Annotated in this window: 24 protein-coding genes and 1 other annotated feature; of the genes, 3 read left to right on the top strand and 21 right to left on the bottom strand. The window is 33.1% G+C overall.

The window, feature by feature from the left end:
* Positions 1 to 14: 14 nt before the first annotated feature.
* From M1D60_RS09025 to M1D60_RS08980, 10 genes are all read right to left on the bottom strand, one after another.
* Positions 15 to 1,265, bottom strand: a complete 1,251-nt coding sequence (locus tag M1D60_RS09025; protein WP_456278828.1) for an MFS transporter — start codon at positions 1,263 to 1,265, stop codon at positions 15 to 17.
* 86 nt (positions 1,266 to 1,351) lie between these two features.
* Positions 1,352 to 1,593 (bottom strand) — a binding site (T-box leader).
* A gap of 137 nt (positions 1,594 to 1,730) precedes the next feature.
* Positions 1,731 to 2,393, bottom strand: a complete 663-nt coding sequence (locus M1D60_RS09020) for a Type 1 glutamine amidotransferase-like domain-containing protein (protein WP_456278827.1) — start codon at positions 2,391 to 2,393, stop codon at positions 1,731 to 1,733.
* A gap of 122 nt (positions 2,394 to 2,515) precedes the next feature.
* Positions 2,516 to 3,301, bottom strand: a complete 786-nt coding sequence (locus M1D60_RS09015; RefSeq protein ID WP_456278826.1) for a class I SAM-dependent methyltransferase — start codon at positions 3,299 to 3,301, stop codon at positions 2,516 to 2,518.
* A 218-nt stretch (positions 3,302 to 3,519) separates the two neighbouring features.
* A complete protein-coding gene (locus M1D60_RS09010) occupies positions 3,520 to 3,957 on the bottom strand; it encodes a hypothetical protein (protein ID WP_456278825.1) in 438 nt (145 codons plus the stop codon).
* A 135-nt stretch (positions 3,958 to 4,092) separates the two neighbouring features.
* Positions 4,093 to 4,260, bottom strand: a complete 168-nt coding sequence (locus M1D60_RS09005; RefSeq protein ID WP_456278824.1) for a hypothetical protein — start codon at positions 4,258 to 4,260, stop codon at positions 4,093 to 4,095.
* A gap of 129 nt (positions 4,261 to 4,389) precedes the next feature.
* Positions 4,390 to 5,232, bottom strand: a complete 843-nt coding sequence (locus tag M1D60_RS09000; protein ID WP_456278823.1) for a DUF2785 domain-containing protein — start codon at positions 5,230 to 5,232, stop codon at positions 4,390 to 4,392.
* 76 nt (positions 5,233 to 5,308) lie between these two features.
* On the bottom strand, positions 5,309 to 5,740 hold the full coding sequence (locus tag M1D60_RS08995) for a hypothetical protein (protein WP_456278822.1): 432 nt from the start codon (positions 5,738 to 5,740) through the stop codon (positions 5,309 to 5,311).
* A gap of 152 nt (positions 5,741 to 5,892) precedes the next feature.
* On the bottom strand, positions 5,893 to 6,246 hold the full coding sequence (locus tag M1D60_RS08990; RefSeq protein ID WP_456278821.1) for a DUF3221 domain-containing protein: 354 nt from the start codon (positions 6,244 to 6,246) through the stop codon (positions 5,893 to 5,895).
* A gap of 45 nt (positions 6,247 to 6,291) precedes the next feature.
* Positions 6,292 to 6,720 (bottom strand): hypothetical protein, encoded by a 429-nt coding sequence (locus tag M1D60_RS08985; protein WP_456278820.1) that lies wholly within the window; start codon positions 6,718 to 6,720, stop codon positions 6,292 to 6,294.
* 239 nt (positions 6,721 to 6,959) lie between these two features.
* The gene (locus M1D60_RS08980; protein WP_456278819.1) at positions 6,960 to 7,562 is read right to left on the bottom strand and encodes a hypothetical protein; all 603 of its coding nucleotides are present in this window, start codon (positions 7,560 to 7,562) and stop codon (positions 6,960 to 6,962) included.
* Between the two features lie 241 nt (positions 7,563 to 7,803).
* Here M1D60_RS08980 and M1D60_RS08975 point away from each other — a divergent pair, with 241 nt between their 5' ends.
* Positions 7,804 to 8,685 (top strand): helix-turn-helix domain-containing protein, encoded by an 882-nt coding sequence (locus M1D60_RS08975; RefSeq protein WP_456278818.1) that lies wholly within the window; start codon positions 7,804 to 7,806, stop codon positions 8,683 to 8,685.
* Between the two features lie 322 nt (positions 8,686 to 9,007).
* On the top strand, positions 9,008 to 9,439 hold the full coding sequence (locus M1D60_RS08970; RefSeq protein ID WP_456278817.1) for a hypothetical protein: 432 nt from the start codon (positions 9,008 to 9,010) through the stop codon (positions 9,437 to 9,439).
* A gap of 47 nt (positions 9,440 to 9,486) precedes the next feature.
* On the opposite strand, the gene M1D60_RS08965 is transcribed toward M1D60_RS08970, so the two are convergent.
* The gene (locus M1D60_RS08965) at positions 9,487 to 9,801 is read right to left on the bottom strand and encodes a hypothetical protein (RefSeq protein WP_456278816.1); all 315 of its coding nucleotides are present in this window, start codon (positions 9,799 to 9,801) and stop codon (positions 9,487 to 9,489) included.
* A 329-nt stretch (positions 9,802 to 10,130) separates the two neighbouring features.
* On the opposite strand from M1D60_RS08965, the gene M1D60_RS08960 reads away from it, so the two are divergent.
* Complete coding sequence (locus tag M1D60_RS08960) at positions 10,131 to 10,907, top strand: hypothetical protein (RefSeq protein ID WP_456278815.1); 777 nt, start codon at positions 10,131 to 10,133, stop codon at positions 10,905 to 10,907.
* A gap of 630 nt (positions 10,908 to 11,537) precedes the next feature.
* On the opposite strand, the gene M1D60_RS08955 is transcribed toward M1D60_RS08960, so the two are convergent.
* The 10 genes from M1D60_RS08955 to M1D60_RS08910 all read right to left on the bottom strand — a co-directional run bounded on the left by M1D60_RS08955 (position 11,538) and on the right by M1D60_RS08910 (position 17,499).
* Entirely contained in the window at positions 11,538 to 11,708 is a 171-nt protein-coding gene (locus M1D60_RS08955; protein ID WP_456278814.1) for a hypothetical protein, read from the bottom strand.
* Positions 11,709 to 11,837: 129 nt separating this feature from the next.
* Complete coding sequence (locus M1D60_RS08950; protein ID WP_456278813.1) at positions 11,838 to 12,293, bottom strand: NUDIX hydrolase; 456 nt, start codon at positions 12,291 to 12,293, stop codon at positions 11,838 to 11,840.
* A 136-nt stretch (positions 12,294 to 12,429) separates the two neighbouring features.
* Positions 12,430 to 12,615 carry a hypothetical protein gene (locus tag M1D60_RS08945; RefSeq protein ID WP_456278812.1) on the bottom strand — a complete coding sequence of 62 codons (186 nt, stop codon included), beginning with the start codon at positions 12,613 to 12,615 and terminating at the stop codon, positions 12,430 to 12,432.
* 78 nt (positions 12,616 to 12,693) lie between these two features.
* A complete protein-coding gene (locus M1D60_RS08940) occupies positions 12,694 to 13,167 on the bottom strand; it encodes a DinB family protein (protein WP_456278811.1) in 474 nt (157 codons plus the stop codon).
* A 157-nt stretch (positions 13,168 to 13,324) separates the two neighbouring features.
* The gene (locus M1D60_RS08935) at positions 13,325 to 13,624 is read right to left on the bottom strand and encodes a hypothetical protein (protein WP_456278810.1); all 300 of its coding nucleotides are present in this window, start codon (positions 13,622 to 13,624) and stop codon (positions 13,325 to 13,327) included.
* 336 nt (positions 13,625 to 13,960) lie between these two features.
* Positions 13,961 to 14,242, bottom strand: coding sequence for a DnaA N-terminal domain-containing protein (locus M1D60_RS08930; protein WP_456278809.1), 282 nt, complete (start codon positions 14,240 to 14,242; stop codon positions 13,961 to 13,963).
* A gap of 144 nt (positions 14,243 to 14,386) precedes the next feature.
* The gene (locus M1D60_RS08925; protein ID WP_456278808.1) at positions 14,387 to 14,914 is read right to left on the bottom strand and encodes a GrpB family protein; all 528 of its coding nucleotides are present in this window, start codon (positions 14,912 to 14,914) and stop codon (positions 14,387 to 14,389) included.
* 161 nt (positions 14,915 to 15,075) lie between these two features.
* Positions 15,076 to 15,837 carry a Nif3-like dinuclear metal center hexameric protein gene (locus M1D60_RS08920; RefSeq protein WP_456279397.1) on the bottom strand — a complete coding sequence of 254 codons (762 nt, stop codon included), beginning with the start codon at positions 15,835 to 15,837 and terminating at the stop codon, positions 15,076 to 15,078.
* 114 nt (positions 15,838 to 15,951) lie between these two features.
* On the bottom strand, positions 15,952 to 16,488 hold the full coding sequence (locus M1D60_RS08915; RefSeq protein ID WP_456278807.1) for a nucleotidyltransferase domain-containing protein: 537 nt from the start codon (positions 16,486 to 16,488) through the stop codon (positions 15,952 to 15,954).
* A gap of 138 nt (positions 16,489 to 16,626) precedes the next feature.
* Complete coding sequence (locus tag M1D60_RS08910; RefSeq protein ID WP_456278806.1) at positions 16,627 to 17,499, bottom strand: phosphotransferase; 873 nt, start codon at positions 17,497 to 17,499, stop codon at positions 16,627 to 16,629.
* Positions 17,500 to 17,627 lie beyond the last annotated feature (128 nt).

Genomic DNA, 17,627 nt, shown 5'->3' with positions numbered 1-17,627 from the left:
TTTCTATTAATATACTATGTGCCCTTAGCAATAAGTTCAGATTGAAAGAAATGACTCCTCGATGGTAATAAGGAAATCACACATAATGCAATAGATAAGCTCGCCATGACAAGAACACCTGCAATAACAACCATTTGAATGGAAGCTAGATGTGCAGCAATCCCCATAATACTGGTAGCTATAATAACTAAAACAGCTTGAATTAAACTAAAAACACTTCCAATTCTTCCCATCACATCCACTGGTATATTTTCCTGATAGAAAGTGAGAAACCCTGTATTAGCAAAAGCTATAAAAAAGGCAAGAGTAAAAAACCCTATGGCCGCAACTGTAAATAAACTTGAAAAAGAATATATAATATAGCCTATTGAAACCAAGACAGTTCCGAAACCTATTAAAGCAGAGGTGTGAATTTTCTTTACAATTAAAGAGTTAATTAAGGCACCAAAAACAATACCTGCTCCAGCAATAGTTACTAAAAAACCATACTCACTGTTTGTCAAAAAAAGCACTTCTTTAGCAAAAGCTGCTTCAAGGGAATCCACAGCACTTGCCATTATGACCATAACACTACTAAACAATAAGTAAATGGTCATAATATATCTGTTCCGTCGGCTATACTCAAATACCAATGACAAATCTTTTTTAATTACTTTAAATGATATTCTTTCATTTGCAGAAGAGACAGTTGAATATTTCTCAATATCTGGCATGACTAATGTGATTACACCTGATATGAATAGAGCAATCGCATTAGTATAGATTGCAAATATCGGATTTCCAATTAAAAATAACATTCCTGCTACTGCTGGACCTATTAAAAATGCACCAGATGTAATTAGACTATAGAGTGAATTAAATTGTTTTCGTTGTCCTTGTGGTATTAATTTTGTTATATAAGTCATAGATGTTGGACCAAACATTGAACTCGCAATGTTGATTATAAATACGATTAAATAGATTGGAGTTATTGTTGAAAAAAATGGCAATAAAGCTATAAATAAAGCCCTGACTATATCAAGTAAAACCATAAGCTTTCGTTTGTTGAGACGGTCTATCAAACTTCCTGCCCAAAAGTTAGTACATAAAGTAGCTAAAGGTTTAATGATATATAATCCAGAAACTGCTAAGGGTGAACCTGTCATGTCGAATACAATTAGATTAAGAGCAATAAAATATATCCACTCACCGATATTCGAGACACCAATTCCGACTAATAATATTGATGGATATTTCCACGGCGCTATTATTTTCTTTAAATTCAATGCTCTCCCCCCAATGGCAGCAAGTTAAGACATAGATCTTTCTAAAAAAGAGTAAATAAAAAATCCCACCCCCAAGACTATGAAGCCTTGAGGACGAGATTTTATCTTCGTGGTGCCACCCCAGTTTATTAATATGTCGCCATATTAATCTTTTCAGGTACAATTTTATACCTTAGCCCTATAACGGGAGCACCCGCCACACCATACCCAATTGGTTCCAATGTGATGCTCAGAGCCTTGGTTCAATAACCTATTCTTACTCCTTTTCAGCAAACGGAGCTCTCTGGAAAGAATACGGTTTATTTACTCTTCTCTTCATTGCATTTGTTAATTTGTTCTAATTTTACAGATGTTTACAATATATGTAAAGGGAATTTTCACTTCTATTCTTATTTAAAAAAAATTACCTTTAGTTCAAAAAATTCTATAAAAGTAGCGTTGATCCCTTCTAGAATTAACGCTTCGTTAGTGGGAGTAATCAATCGTTTGGGCTACTTGCTTATCTTCGAATTTATAACAATCTCCAAACATCTCAATCTTATTATCGACAATCTTAATGAATGAGTTATCATAAAGTCCGTAAATTGTAGCAAACTGTGATGCTTCATGAATTTCTTCTATATGCTCTTCTATTGCAGAGTTTAAGTGTGGTTCGATGTTAATATCTACAAGCCCAATGCCATCATATATACCTAACTCTGGTATATTGTTATTTATATCCCTTGCCAGTACAACTCTTTTAGCCATATTTATAGAACCTGCACTCATTCCAATGGTTACACCTTCTCTTCTTTGTAAAAATGGAATTAGGTTATATTCTTTTAAATATGCAATCTGTTTGAGTGTATCTCCCCCTGAAAGCCAAATAACATCTGCCTTCTTTATACACTGCACTGCCTTCTCAGTGGTTATTCTATCATCAATGATTAGGAATTCATTAAATACAATTCCTTTATCCTTAAACATATTTAAAATTGCATCTGAATATCTATCTGTTTTAGAATGTCCCGAAAAATCAGATGCAATAAAAAGAAACGACCCATCATTAGAATAGTTTTCCTTTATGCAATTAACGAAATCATCTGTGAATCCATTTGGAAAACCACTCGTTAGTATTGATACCTTCATTTTTATCCCCCATTTTTTTGTTCTTTCTTCCACTTACAGTTCTGTATGAGTGTCTTTTTTGCGTCTTCGGCACATAAATTACTTGTGTTACAGACCTTCTTCGTTAGCTCAAGATGAAAAATTCATTTTTTAATAGCTTTGATAATCATAGTAGTAGGAAATTTCCTAGCCTTGTATAGAGAATAATAACGGTCAGAAACCTCTTCACCTTCTGTATCTATTCCAGTTGAAACATCACTTTCAATGACAGACTCTATTGTAAACCCTGCTCTTATGAGCTCATTTATGTAGGTTGCCATCTTTCTTTTAGGAATTACAACGGGTGCATCTTCTCCCTTAAAGTTAGGATATTTAATAACTCCTTCATTTTGATAAGACCCATGAAGGTAGATTTGACCATTCTGACTTTTCAAATGAGCATAGAGAGGGTGATCCCAGCTAAATATAAAGTACCCACCAGGCTTTAGATATGAATAAATGAGCCCAAAAGTTGCAGCAAGATTTGTAGTCCATCCAATAGCATTTATAGAATAAACCACGTCAAAATATTGCTTTGGTATTCCGATGTCATCTTCCATTGGTGCACAGAATAAATTAGCTTTTACATCATTAACAGTATCCTTTGCTACTTTAATTTGGGCCTCTGATAAGTCAATTCCCCAAAGTTCTCTGGCACCTTTATCTGCCATATATTTCAATGAATGACCACTTCCACAACCAATTTCAACAACTTTTTTATTTTTTATTTCATCAAAAAGTAATAACTCGTCTTCGGTTTGTGCATAAGGACCATAACTAGGTAATGCACCCTTTCCATTAAAGTGATGTGCTACTTCATCCCAGCTATTTTTGTTTTGTTTAAGAATTTCAGTGGACAATCCAATTCCCCCATCCATAAGCTTTATCATGATTAACCCTCATTTTAAAAAAATTTAGTTTTTACAATTTTAACATAATATTCCAAATAGGAACTCCTATATTCTGAAAAGAATAAAAAAAGACCGCCTAGATGACGATCTACTTGAACAAACCTTCCCTTTCCTTCAATAAAAAGGAGTTAATCTCCTTCTTAAAGATTAGCACCCGTTCGCTGAAGAACAATAATAAACGAACTAACGTTATTTTCTTAATGTGAGTGTTCTGTAATATAATTTTTGACCCATTCAATATCAATTTGTTCATTGATAACCTTGTAATAATTACCTTCATTAAAGAAATGTACACGTTTCTCATAAATAGAAGCAGTTATCGGTATCTGTTTACCTTTTGAGTAGATATTAACTATAAATCCTTCTTCCTGTGAAACATCGCTATTCCACTCGGAATCTTTCATCCTTTTTACTCGATATTGATTTAAAAAATCTTTAAACTCTTCAGCGTGTTCCTTTTTGTCAGTTTTCCATTCAAACCGTTCTGTGCCTTCATTAAATGATAAAGATTCGAAATTAGATATATCGTAGCTAATTACATCATCTAAACCTTTTTCTCTATGGTCATTAAAATATTTAATAGACAAAAAGACTATTATTACAACAACAATGATTAAATACCATTTCTTTTTCATTTATGTCCTCCTATCTTTAGACCAATAATACTCAATTCCTAAGCTAACTTCTTCTTGTTTTTTCACCTACTGTATATATTCCCTGTTAAACAAATCTTTCCCTTTAGAAAAAACCTATCAACAATCTAAGTTCCACTATTCCCTATTAAAATAATCAAATAAACTAGTATTAATTCCTAGAAGATTATCATTAATAATTCCCAATAAATCGGGAATCTGACTTACCCATAATGCAATTATTGATGTACTGATTGCTATAACAACAAGTGAAATGACTTTTATCAATTCTAAATCTGATTTCATTAATTTATTCCCCTTAATTTTAACCTCAAAATTTTAGAGAGTCTAAAACAAAGCAAGCCTCTCTAAATACATTCTTAACCACAGTCCAGTTGAAATTCACAGTTATTCCGCTCCTAATCGACAGCATGATTAAAATGGACCATACACCTTTTCATGAAGTACCTTTAGTTCATCGTTAATTACATCCCTTACACCTGACCCTATTTCTTTGAACCCCATTCTGAAATAAAGCGCCTTTAGGAAATTGGAGATATTGAATTTAGTACGATAATAGCGATTGGAGGTACTCTCTTGTTCTTTAATCCATTCGAGTTGATTCAGAAGTTGGATAATCCATTCATTCAGCATTTTTTCATCTAAATTTCGTTCAATAAGAGCTTCTATTACAAAAATTAAGCGTTCATCTTCATCATCTATATACGTTGCATCTTTAAGTAAGCAATTACTGATGATATTGAGAACTTCCAATGAGCAACTCTCTGTAGATTTTGGATGTCGAACAACAGACACTAATAAATCTGCTCCGTGTGCTATGCTGTGAGCCCAACCTTTCTCCTCTACAAAACCTCTGGTATCTTGCTCATTCTTTAGATACCATTCAGTTTTTTGATAGACATTCTTGATACACTCATGAGAGAAATCCCCTATTTGGCGATCTTTTGACAATAATCCGGCGATTACTAAAGAAGAAAAAGAACGTGTAAAAACGGAGTCTGTGTTCTTTTCTCCGATTTTATATAATAAGTGTTGGTCATCTAAGCAGTGGTTCAATATGTATTGATGTTGCTCCTTAGTCAATCCCCCTTGGTCTATAATCTTAATAAAAGTTGGATATATGAGGGTGTCTCTTAATTCAGGGTCAATTGCCCCTATATTATCTAACATTTCATCAATTAAGCATTCTAAATCTTTGAAACGAAGATGGTGCAAATTTTCATTTTTTAAATGAGAAAGTCGTGATTTTAAATTCATATTTTAGCCTCCAAGGAACTACACTAAACAAAACCTTTTCTCTATTTATGATTAAGAATATTTATTAATATCCAACTTAATCTACCAGACCATATCCTATGAACTTCAATGTGTTTACATCTGCATACACCAATATATTGTGGGGCTTAGATATGGATTTTGTAGGAAAGTCAATGACATACACTTCTTTTCCTTCGTAGGTTTGTTCCTTGACTTGTCTCATCATATTTTCGTTCAAGGTAACTTTAGACACCTTTCCATCTTCCCAAGAACCAGCGATCCTTTCTTTATCTACTGAGGACAACTGTGCCCAAACCACATCCCTTACATCCTTTTCAACGTTAGTCTCTTGTTCGTTTTTATTAGCAACTTTCTGGTCATTATTATCCACTTCGTCATTTTGGATAGAACAAGCGATTAGTCCCAACATCATAACTACGGATATAATAGATAGAGTGACTTTCTTCAGTCTTAACACCCCCTTATTTAAGTAGACAACCATTTTCATTATTAAAAATCTGATATATCTTTATTTCTATCCTTCTTATACTAAAGGGGTAGCACAAGAACCATTGTCCTTTGTTGAGCATTCGCACCCTTTAAGGACATTGGTTGATAAACTTATTCATCTAAGCTTTATCATAAACAACTTTTTACAGTTTATCTTATCACTCTTATTTTTTTTGCTGTTGACTGAGAAGGATAGGACTCTTGAACGTAACCGCTATTCCACACCTTTACTTTTTGACCAACTTTTAATCTAGTTAATAAGCCTTCCTTTCCACTCCTTAAAACGATTTTAGTATCTTCTGTGATTCGGTAATCAGTTGCTGGTTTATTATTTTCAAACCATTCTTCAGATGAGATATCCTCTCTTTCAATTCCACTTATAACTAGAATACTATCTTCACTAATGCTATAAATGATTCCTGTTGAATCTGGTATTCCATTCCACCACCCTATCATTAACACCAGAAAAAGTATTGGGACTTTTACTGCCATTCTCTTCATCATGGTTCATCCCCTTTTATCTATATGGCTTATTCAACTAATCTTACCTTAGTTGAATAAGCCATTATTATGCTCAGTTTTATAGAGACTAGTTAAGACAACATATCCTAAAATCGTTCCACCTAATTTGTATAACTCTATCCCAGAGACAATGAACCAAGGGACATTTATCGTGTTTAGTGGACTAAGGAAATGAACTGGAAGGTAAAACGTAAGATATGATGCAGGCAAAGCCAGTAATAATAATTTTATATAATCTATCTTCCAAACTCCGCTATTTTTAAGCTGTTGGAAAAAATGAGGAAAAGCAAGGATAAATCCAACAGGTATATACAAAACTGATTTAATGACAATCCATTTCCATACTCGATAGTCTTGTTTCGCAATAAGTTCTGTTCTTAAATCAATGTATGCCATTAAACATATTGTCCCGAACAACACCAGAGCATATAAGAGATTGCTATATACAGATTTCATAATTCTCCCCCTTACATAATAAATACATATGAAAATTTTACGTTTTAATCTGGTTAAGGGTTTCGTCTTTAATTAACCTGCTCCGTTTAATTAATAACACTACAATCTTCTTATCTTTTATTTCCCTTCATTCATAATCGAGATTCTTAGCATTAAATAACTAAGTTGATTACGCTCGCGGTTAGCATACTTGGTCCCAAGTCCCATTCCGAATAACCTTCATTTTATCAACTCTAGTACTATTGTAATATTTCTCTTATATCTATAAAGTCTACATCCCCACCTATAGATTCCTTTACAACTAAATGGCCTTTTTGATCAAAAGCTGTTATAGTTGCGCTTCCCATAATCAAATCTTGACCATTTAGCACATACAACGCATAACCATTCTTTATTTCTTGTTTATAGTTCTCATGTTCCGGTTTACTTTCAGCAAGAGAGAGTTCGTATTCATTAATTCTTCCCTCAATACCTGAATCGGGACTAAGTACAATGTTCACGATACGAGAATGTTGTGCTGTTTTTACCGCTAATATCAACTCATCGCCAGCAACTAAACCACTAGCATGAAAAGGTTCTCCTTCATCTACTCTAGAATCTGCTATTCCGAAATCCCATTTATATAAAAAGCCAAATTTTGTTTCAATTTTGACTATTCCAAATGAACGGGTTGTCTTGTCCTCAAATAGAACGACATTTGAACCTTCTTCTAATTCAATAGAACGGACAATCCTAACATCGTTGTATGGTATTGCATGGATGAGTTCTACATGATAGTCATGTAGTGGTACTAATAAATACAAACTAAATATGACAACAACCGAAAAGAGTATCTTTTTCATTTCTGTATCCGTTCTAATACAGTTAGTAGACTATGGATTATAAGAATCATTTTTATGTCCTCTCTATCTTTCACTACTTTTTGAAATAATCAGTTTTTATTTATTCTTTATTGTAATACATGTCATAATAGGATTAGGATTTTATTTTAGCCTGTATACGCTCTTTAACTTGAATTATCATTCAAATCTTTTAATAAGGGTCGGATTTATAAAATATCTTATATTTTGTGGAGGGTTAACAGTGAATGCAGTTTTATTAGGTGAAGAGATCAAACGACTTAGAAAAAAATACGGGTACTCGCAACAACAGCTCGCTGATGGGATCTGTACGCAACCAACTATATCTGGAATTGAGGCTGGCAAAGTATATCCGAGCATAGACATCTTGTATTCATTATCCCTTCGCCTAAAGGTAGGATTAGATTATTTTATTACGATACTCCTCAATGAATCGGAGCTATATATTAACGAAACAATTGATTATATTAACGAACGTTTAAAATTAAAAGAGTATAAGGAGATTCTATCTATTACTTCTTTTGAACGTAAACAAAACATGAACAGGGGCTACCAATTTAGTCAGTTTATTTCATGGGTTCATCTTATATCTAGTTATCATACAGGTGCCATGAATTGGAGAGAATGCATCCATCAGCTTCAATCCTTACAAGATCTTACTCATCCTTTATACGGAAGAGGCTTAGAGGATTTTAAGATACAAAATAGTATTGCGATCATTTACGCCGAAAACGGTGAATATGTGACAAGCCTATCACACTATCATGAACTTCTTGACCAGAAAGATTTTTTGCGACAACAACCTAAGTTTCTCTTAAAACTTCTGTATAACCTCTCAAAAACGTATTATATGAATCAACAGTTTGAACAAAGTTTATATTACGCAAGTGAAGGCATAATTCACTCCGTAAAGACTGAGGATATGAGCGTGTTAGGACAACTATATTTTCAAAAGGGCATGGCGCTAGAAAAATTAAACAGGTCATTAGAAGAGGCTAAGAACTGCTATCAAAGTTCTTATATCATTTTCAAAATGTTAAATCGTGAAGGTTTTACGGAGATGGTTGTTAATCAAAAAGGTAGCATGATAGATATAACTTCTTAAGAGTGAAGGGCGACACTCTTCCCTTTATTAACTCAAACGGAGGTTTATTATACGTTAAAGAATTGGTAACACATAGAGATTTACGAATACTGAGGGGAAATGTAAAACAATAGGGAATAACCTACCAAAATCAGAGTGATTTTAGTACCTTAATCAGTTCTAGTAGTAGCATTACTAGAATTGCTTGGATATTTGGACTCCCAAGCATCAAATCTTCTTTAAGTAAGCCCCTATTCGTTAAATTGAGTTAAGAACTGCTTTTACCTTATCATCAACTTCTATGTTCTCTTCTAAAAGTAAAATTATACGGGAGGTCTTTTGAATGAAGAAAATTCTTGTCATTTTGTTTTTATTTACCATCTTCCCAACATCACTTATTGGATGTTCAGATGAAGTCCCTAAAGAGTTTGATTTGGAGCAACTAACTAGAGTTGATGTTCAATTATTCACTGGTGAAAACAGTGACAATGAAAAGATAATTACAGAAGAAGCAAAGATTAAAACTTTAAGAGAAATAATTGCAAGAATTGAGTGGGAACAGAACGTGAAGGCTGAAATGGCTCGAAAGGAAGATGTGAAAGCTACTTTATTTTTCACGTTTGACAAAAATATGCCAGAGAGATTATTTGAATATTTTATATGGTTTAATCAAGGCGATGCATCAGCAACGATACTTGACAGAGAAAAGAATGCTTTAGGAACATTAGATGAAGAAGATGTTCAAAAACTAAAAGATATTTTGTTGAATAACTAAAAGAGCAGGTCATGCCTGCTTTTTTTTGTATGATTTGCTATGTTAAATTAGCTGCGATTTAATGTCAATTCAGTAATATAAAACAAGTTTTCCCTCCGAAAAGAGAACCCGTTAAAAGTAGATTCAATCTTCTTTTTAATGTCGTTTTTACTTTCAAATCCATAGAATACGTAAACTGTCCCTCCATCAAATTTGTAGTTTATTTCTTCTGTTATGGAATAATCAAAGGTCTTAGACTTCTTATCCGATTCAATTAATTCAATATCTTCAAACCTAAATGCTTCTTTAACTGTTTCTTGAATTTCCGTAGTAGCTAAAACAGCCGTATTGCTATTATTTGTAGTATCATTACAGCTAGACATGAGAAATCCTAAGATAGTGACAATAAAGATTAAAAAATGTTTAAAGATTATTCCCCTTTACAGTTTTTAATTTATCTCTTCTACTCGTTAGTAGAAGTAAGAGCGACAACCCTTAATGGACAAGTCGAGTAGAAGGAAACCTCTCTACCTCTCACTAGAGGTATTCCCAATGGTCTTTTCTTGTCTGACATTCTTACTTTTCAATCTTGTCCATAATTGTGTTTAATACAGTACCTAAGAATTTAACAATCCATCCTTATTTTGTTGTAATTTTCCATAATCACATAACTATATATTCAATTGTAAATGATATATATGGGTGATTAAACATGAAAATAAAATTGCATATGTTATTAAGCTTGTTATTAATAGTTACAGTTCTGTTCCCTATGAATTCAGAAGCAGAAGAGATTTACAGTGATCTTGTCAGAATTCAATTTATTGATGCAATCGTCCATAGAGATCAAGAAAAATTGACGACACTGGTATTACCAAATGTCACAATCCCAGATATTAGGGAAGATACTCCTATCTCAAGAATAAAAGGATTGCCTTCCTCTAAAAAAGATACAATGGTCTTAATTGGGCACTTTAAAGAAGAAAAATTAGAGAATAGTGATGAAGGTATTACAAGAATCGCATTTATTTGGGAAGTAACCTTAACCAATAATAAAGTCTCTAACATCACAGTAGTATCTGATGCTGCTAACCCCTTTATGAACGAACTTAGAGCAACAAAAACCTACAGAAGCAAATATAATAAGACAGTCCTTGTTCCTTCCTATTTCCCATATGATATTACTCATGTGAAAAGCAACATCATCGATGATAAGATTACTATAGAGTATGTGAGTAACGAAAGCACACTAAAACTTAAAGCATCTCAACTCAAAAATAAAAACGTTAGCCCTATAAATCAAGGGTCTGATAAAGTGAAAATTAAAAATGGTGAAGAGGCATACGTCCATAAACTTTCAAATGGTTATCAAATTGACTTTGTTTATGATGGTCTTGAGTATTCTGTTTGCTTTAGATTTCAAAACCACATGGGAGACCCTAAAGCTAAAAATAAATTAATACAAGTAGTTAACTCGGTGTTTAGATAGGAATTCGCAAGTTATTGATGCTCCTTATGGAGCATTTTTCAGTAACTGTCCATTCTTTACTGAGTAATTGGAAGAGGAGCAACTTCTTAAACAAGTCTCCCTATAGAACAATACAAGAAGTACAACGAGCAGAATCTATAACTCTTTCTTTTCTTCTTGATAATGAGCATGGTAACCCAAACCATCTTCGTGCTGACCGCTCACAATATTATCAAAAGGTGTATAGTTATTGGAATAAGTAGTTCAGTTTTGGAGTGCAAACTAAGAAAAAACAATATTTTTAGCATACGAATTCGCAACAAATTTCGTATGCTCTTTTTTGTTGATATAATAACGTTTGATTCATTTTTACGGTGTTTTCACACCTTAATTCGTATACCTTTTCAAAACAACAATGAAATATATATTGTAGTCATGTGATTTATGTAGCGAATTCACTTGCGAATTGCAGCAAAAAACCATAACGGGTTTTATCCATTATGGTTCATTCATTCTCTTATAGGGATTTAAATCCATAAGAAATTCGCTGTTTGAAAAGTGACTCTTTCTTCAACTAAAGCCCCCGTTAACGCAATAAGAATACTGGCTTCTGTTATAGGAATAATCAAGATTATTGAATAGTTTAGTTTTTTACTTAGAGTTTTTACTGAAAATGTTAAGTCCCGTAGCACCTACAACTAAGGTTATAACTATGATAACGTAAATCACCTCGCTTTTAGCATCTGATGACTCAATCAATAACCACATAATTTCTATAAACAAAATAAATACCCAAGCAAAAAAAGCCCCTAATAACTTCATTTTAATCCCCCTTTCTTAATTTGTTTGTATTTTCTTTAGTATCCTGCTCCGATAGTAAAATAGCGACTGCTGTTATTTAGCAATCGCTCCTTTTACTTTAAGTAGACTTCTTCACAGTCTTGTTATTAATTATTGTGAAAATGACAGGGAATATTGGTTAATGAGGTTTTTTATTAAAGGATTTAGTCCTTCTGGTAACTCATTAGCTTTAAAAAACTTTACATCCGTAGTTTCTTGACCGTCTGCCTTAAGAAATCCACCTTTTATTTCTTTTGTAATATATGCAACTGTAACAGGATAGAATTCATCCCCGTTTGGTAATTTAACAAAATACTGTTTTCCTGAAAAAACTCCCACTAAGTCAAGTTTACCTACTTCAATGCCAGTTTCCTCAAATACTTCTCTTCTTCCTGCTTCTTCCGTAGATTCACCTAATTCCATAAATCCACCTGGAACTCCCCAAAGTCCGTCACTGCGTTTTTGTAATAAGAATTCACCTTTTTCATTTATAACAGCTACTGCAACTCCTACTAAAATTAATGGTTGGTTTCCTGCTACTTTGCGTAAACCTTCTATATACCCCATATTATCCTCCCTGATAAAACTCATTTTTTTCTAAAAACATATTTCGACAACCGTAAAGAATTCCCCTTCATTTTCCACTAAACTCCCGTTAGCGAAAGAAGCGACTGCTCTTGTTTAGCAATCGCCCCCGTTACTTTCATAAGAAATTATCAGGCTTCATTGAACCCTTTTTAAATAACCCTATTAACAAAATAATAATACCAATAATTCCACCAATACACTCGGCAATAAAAAATTCGCTATCTCTCACCAATCGAATTAAAAATCCTCCACCAAATATAATAGTAATAATAACTCCAAAAAATAAGAGCCAATACTTCAAAGTAAAGTCACCTCTTTTCTCTAATCTCTTAAACAATACTGCCCGTTAGTTAGAAGTTCTACAAAAAATAACTGTATATCATTCAAATAGCTGTACGTTAGGTTCCAGCTTAAGAATGTGAACGATCATGGAATGCAGCTGACCTCGATGATGGTAAAAATGCGCCTGAGTATCAAGCAACCACTCGTACCGCGAATGGACAGCCCCAAAAAAGGAAGTAGTTTCTCGCAATAACTCTGCATCATCAAGTCCGGCTACACCGTCTCTGAAAAAAGCATAATTGTCTATAAGTGTTGAAGTTATAGACTTTAGATTCGCTGTTGGTTCTGTCTCTTCATAATAAAGGTCCAGTTCCTCCTCCGATGCCCCCAAACCAATTAGGAAATCTGCTTTGCATATAACCGACATGTGTACGAGCAGCTCACCAATTGACCATTTTTCTTCCGTAGGTTTGATGTCCAAGTCTTCTTCGGTTATAGTATTTATCAGCTTTAGTACCGAATCAACTGCCATATCCATCTGATTTATAATTCCTTTACAATACACGTTCATTCTATTTTCCCCAATCTTAACTTTGGTTTTATGCTACTGACTAAATTCCTTCTTCAACAAACCTTCTTCGTTACTTGAATAAAAAGCCGATCCTTTGTTATTTAAAAACCGCACGCACTAGTTCAATAGTTGAATAAGAATTTTCAACTTTTCAGACTCACTCAACAATGTTAAGTTCAACGGCTGTCTCTGTTGAATCATCCAAAATTCCATCTTCTAGCTTAATCAGAATGATTTGATTTATTTTTAAATCATCTATGTTCCCTTTTGAATCATTAATGTATATATCAGTATCATCATTTAGTTGAATATTATAAGAAGGATTTTCTGCTGTTGGATCTTTTAAATCTTTGTATCCGATTAAACCAAAATCAGTGAATTGAGAAATAACAAGTTCGACTCCTTTATCATCATCACTCGAACATCCAGTAACAATAGAAAACACTATAATTATCATTATATTTATTATGCTCTTCACAGAATTCCCCCTTAATCTAGTTGGTAAAATAATATATCAAGAGTTTTTAATTGATTCCTTTTATTGTAAAACTGTTCTTCCACTAACCTTACCTTTAGTTCAATAAAAAAGGTGCAATCTCCTTCTGGAAGAATCGCACCCCTATAGTCAACTATCTATAAATGAACTCAAGATCGGCGCTCTCCCTTTTAAAAAAATTGAATGAGCTGCGTCTTTTTTAGTATTGCTTTTTTCCGATATCACAGAAGTTTATTTTCATGGTAATTGAATAAGAAAAAAACGATACCACTATTAAAGTATCGTTATTTCAATTTATTAAAGTAAAGAAGCGATTGTGTCGGAGGCTTCCTCATTATTTTTAGAGGTAATGATTACTTCAACTTTCTTTTTTAATAGGTTTTCAGCAGTAGTCTGTAGTAATTTAAAATAATTCTTCCTAACCCAATCTGAAGCAAATTCATTTGCTACATAAATTATTAAATTGTTATCTCCTTTTACTTCAAGGCTTGTACTTTTAAACCAAGTGTTAAACGCTTTCGGGCTAATATCTGACTTTACAGCTTCTAATATTTTTTCTAATAGTGTGTTGTTTTCCACTTAAATCCCCTCCTAAAATAGCAAATATATCCATTTATTATAACACATCGTTATTTAACTAATCTGCTTCTTTAGTTTAACATTAATTTCCTTTTAACTGACATAAAAAAAAGCACTTCTTATTGAAGGAATGCCCCCGTTACTTTAATAAGAATTTCTTTTTACAGCCCATTTTTTTGCCCTTGTGACTAATTCATTAACGAATTCTTGTTTTTCAGCTTGATACTTATAATGATTTTCAGGGAATTTTTTTGACAATTCAATTTTTATATCTCCAAACCTTTTAGCATCTTCTGGGTGCTTAATTAAATATTCTTTAAAATCCAAATGTGTTTCTATATTTGTATTACCACTCTGAAATATATGTAAGTGATGGGTTCTATTTTCTTTTCCCTTCGGAAAGTACCTTCTTCCTGGAATTCCATTCTCATCTTTAGGTTCATACCCCAATCCCTGCAATTCCTGATTGTATAAATCAACTTCTCCAATATTCTTAACAACAACTAAAATATCAATTATTGGTTTTGCATAGCCTATTGCTGGTACCGAGGTACTTCCAATATGAAAAATTTCAACTACTTCATCTTTCAATATTTCTTTTAATAATTCCTCTTCGAGACTATATAACTTTGTCCACTCTTCATTCCAAGGAAGTATTTTAGTTTTTCTCATAAGAACTACCCTCCCTATACTTTTTTCATTTGTTGGACTTCATTATAAATTAGTTATTCTTCAACAATCCTTACCTTTAGCACAAGAAAAACTGTACTCATTGAACACTCGCACCCGTTTTATTAAGTGGTATTCTTCACATAATCGGAAAAACATAAACATCATTTATGATTGAACTCAAAATGCTCTTCCTTTAACTTAACAAGTTTAATGTCTTTATCTAGCTTCTGGAGTTTATTTGCGAGACTTTCTACACCGAATATTTCTGTAAAAGTATGACTGCCAACCAAAAGGTTAATCCCCACAAATTGAGCATATTGAATAGTGTATAAGGTTGCTTCTCCTGTTATATAGGTATCACAACCTTCTTCAACTGCCATTTTTATATGGTTTGTAGAATGCCCTGCACCTGTTAACATTCCAACCTTCTTTACTTTCTTATCATTATTCCTCCAAGCTCTAACTGGCTCATCTAACTCCTCTCTCATTTTTTGAATAAGAAGATTATAATCAATAGGATCGCTAAATTCTCCTATCCCAGGAACATCCCCATTGTCATAAACCGAGTATTTAATAATGTTATCTATACCAACAACTTTCATAAGAGAAGTACAGGTGCCAAATTCGCTAAAGTCTAGAGGACCGTGTATCCAGAAGTGACTAATATTATGCTCTTGTAATTTCTTAAGGCATTCCTCTCTTAATCCATAAATAAAATCCCAGGCATCATGATGAGTAACCATCAAATCAACATTGTTTTCCGCAGCTTTTTCAATAGTTTCGATTGATAAATTTGTTGAATATCCAATTGTTGAAATCAAATTATTCGACTTATTAGTAAAACCGTAATCATCCTCAAGTTCTTCTAATAATTTTTCATCAAAAAGTTTTTTAATATGCTGTTCAAACCGCTCTAAGTTCATCATTCTCCCCCTATGTTGATTTTTCTTAAACTAAACTCCCTTTACTTCAAGTAGAAGGTGCAAAAAATCCTTCTTGGATCATCGCACCTGTTACTTAAAGTAACACTCTTCAATCTATTTAAGCTCGGATATTATACTGTACAATATCTTTTTGCTTTCTGCATCCTTTTGTCGGTATGGGCGACCAATTTGTTCATATACTTCTTTCTCTTCCAAAAGCTGTTTTGGATTTAAGACCTTTGCTGAAATCCCATGCAAGACTATACTTTGAGATATCAAGGAATCTGTTCGCCATATCCATTCAGGTAATCCGTTCATAATTAGGTTTCCGTCAACGGTTTGGGTTATATAACTATATGTGACTTCTACATTCCCCTTACGGAAATCAGACTGCCTATTACGAAATTCCTCTTTAACGGGTATCTGCTCAAAACCTGCTCTTAATAGTTGATTTTCTAACTGTTCTCTGTTATCTATCCATGTTACTAAATCAATATCGTTATGTGGGCGAGAAATCTTTCCAAGTAGAAAATCAATTGCCCATCCGCCTCGCAACCAGAATTCAATTTCAATAGTTTCTAACATTGTACTAATCTCACCCAATACTTCTATTTGTAACTTTGTTTGATTATCTAAAATTTCATGTATCATGCAAAATCCCCTACTCCCCTAATTCTCAACAAACTTGAGAGTTTGTTGTATTTTCATTCTTGTTTCACTATACTGCTCCGTTAGTAAAAACGCGTCTCCACTTGTTGTAGAAACGCACCCTTCAAGAAGAAACACTATTTAGTTAGAGGGGAGATATTCCCTCCATTCTTTCCAGGCTTCCATATAACCATTTAGGTCGTGCGGATGAACTTTAATACATACTCCAATACGTGTATATAACTGAAAAAGAACTTCATCCAATAGCCGTTCCTTTGTAATAGAAGCCTGATTGTTCCACAACGAAAACAATGAAAATAGCGTGCTTAAATTTAGACTATCAGGCGAAGAACAAAATGCATAAGTAAAATCGTAAATTTTCGGTCCGATTAATGGTGAAGGGTCAATAACTCCTTTTACTTGGTTGTCCAAATATACAAAATTATGTACACCAGTATCTCCATGTAAATAATACTTTTCTTCTTGATTATGAAAGGTTTTCAATTTATTTACCAAAAACTCTACTCTTTTATGATCCTCACTTGGAAGGAATTCTCCTATATTCTTTTGAGCAGACTCCAAACTACTTTGGTTAAAATCTGACCAAGTATTTCTATGGATTCCATTGATTCTACCCCAAGGTGTGTCTTTATCCACCTTTTTGTATTTATTGAAAAGTTCTTTTATTAAAATTGTCATCCATTCCCTTTTAGAACCTCGATTATAGTGGGTCTCCCCAAATATATAAGAGTAGACAATAAATTCTTTTTCATTGTCTGTAAAAAGAACATCTGGCAACAACCTTACATCATTGTATTCAACAAGAAAATCCTGAGTTGCAGTTATAATCAAAGGGTTATCTATTTTTATCACATAGGTTGGTATTTTATTATAAAGGAGAGTATATAATACACCATCAGTTGTGCCACTTTCTAACCCCTTCAATTCTAAACCATCGTTTATTATCAAATCTTTATTAATTAGAATATCAATGATTTCATTAATTTTTTCCATCTGTTAATCCTCATTAGTAATTTTTGTAATACTATATAAGTTAAAATTCGCCATCTTCTTTAACTATCCTTCCTCGTTACTTGAATAAAAAGCCGATCCTTTGTTATTTAAAAACCGCACGCTCTAGT

The organism is Bacillus sp. AK128 (assembly GCF_053903075.1).
Note: the sequence above shows the minus strand (reverse complement) of the source record. Positions and strands in the feature narration are given on the sequence as shown.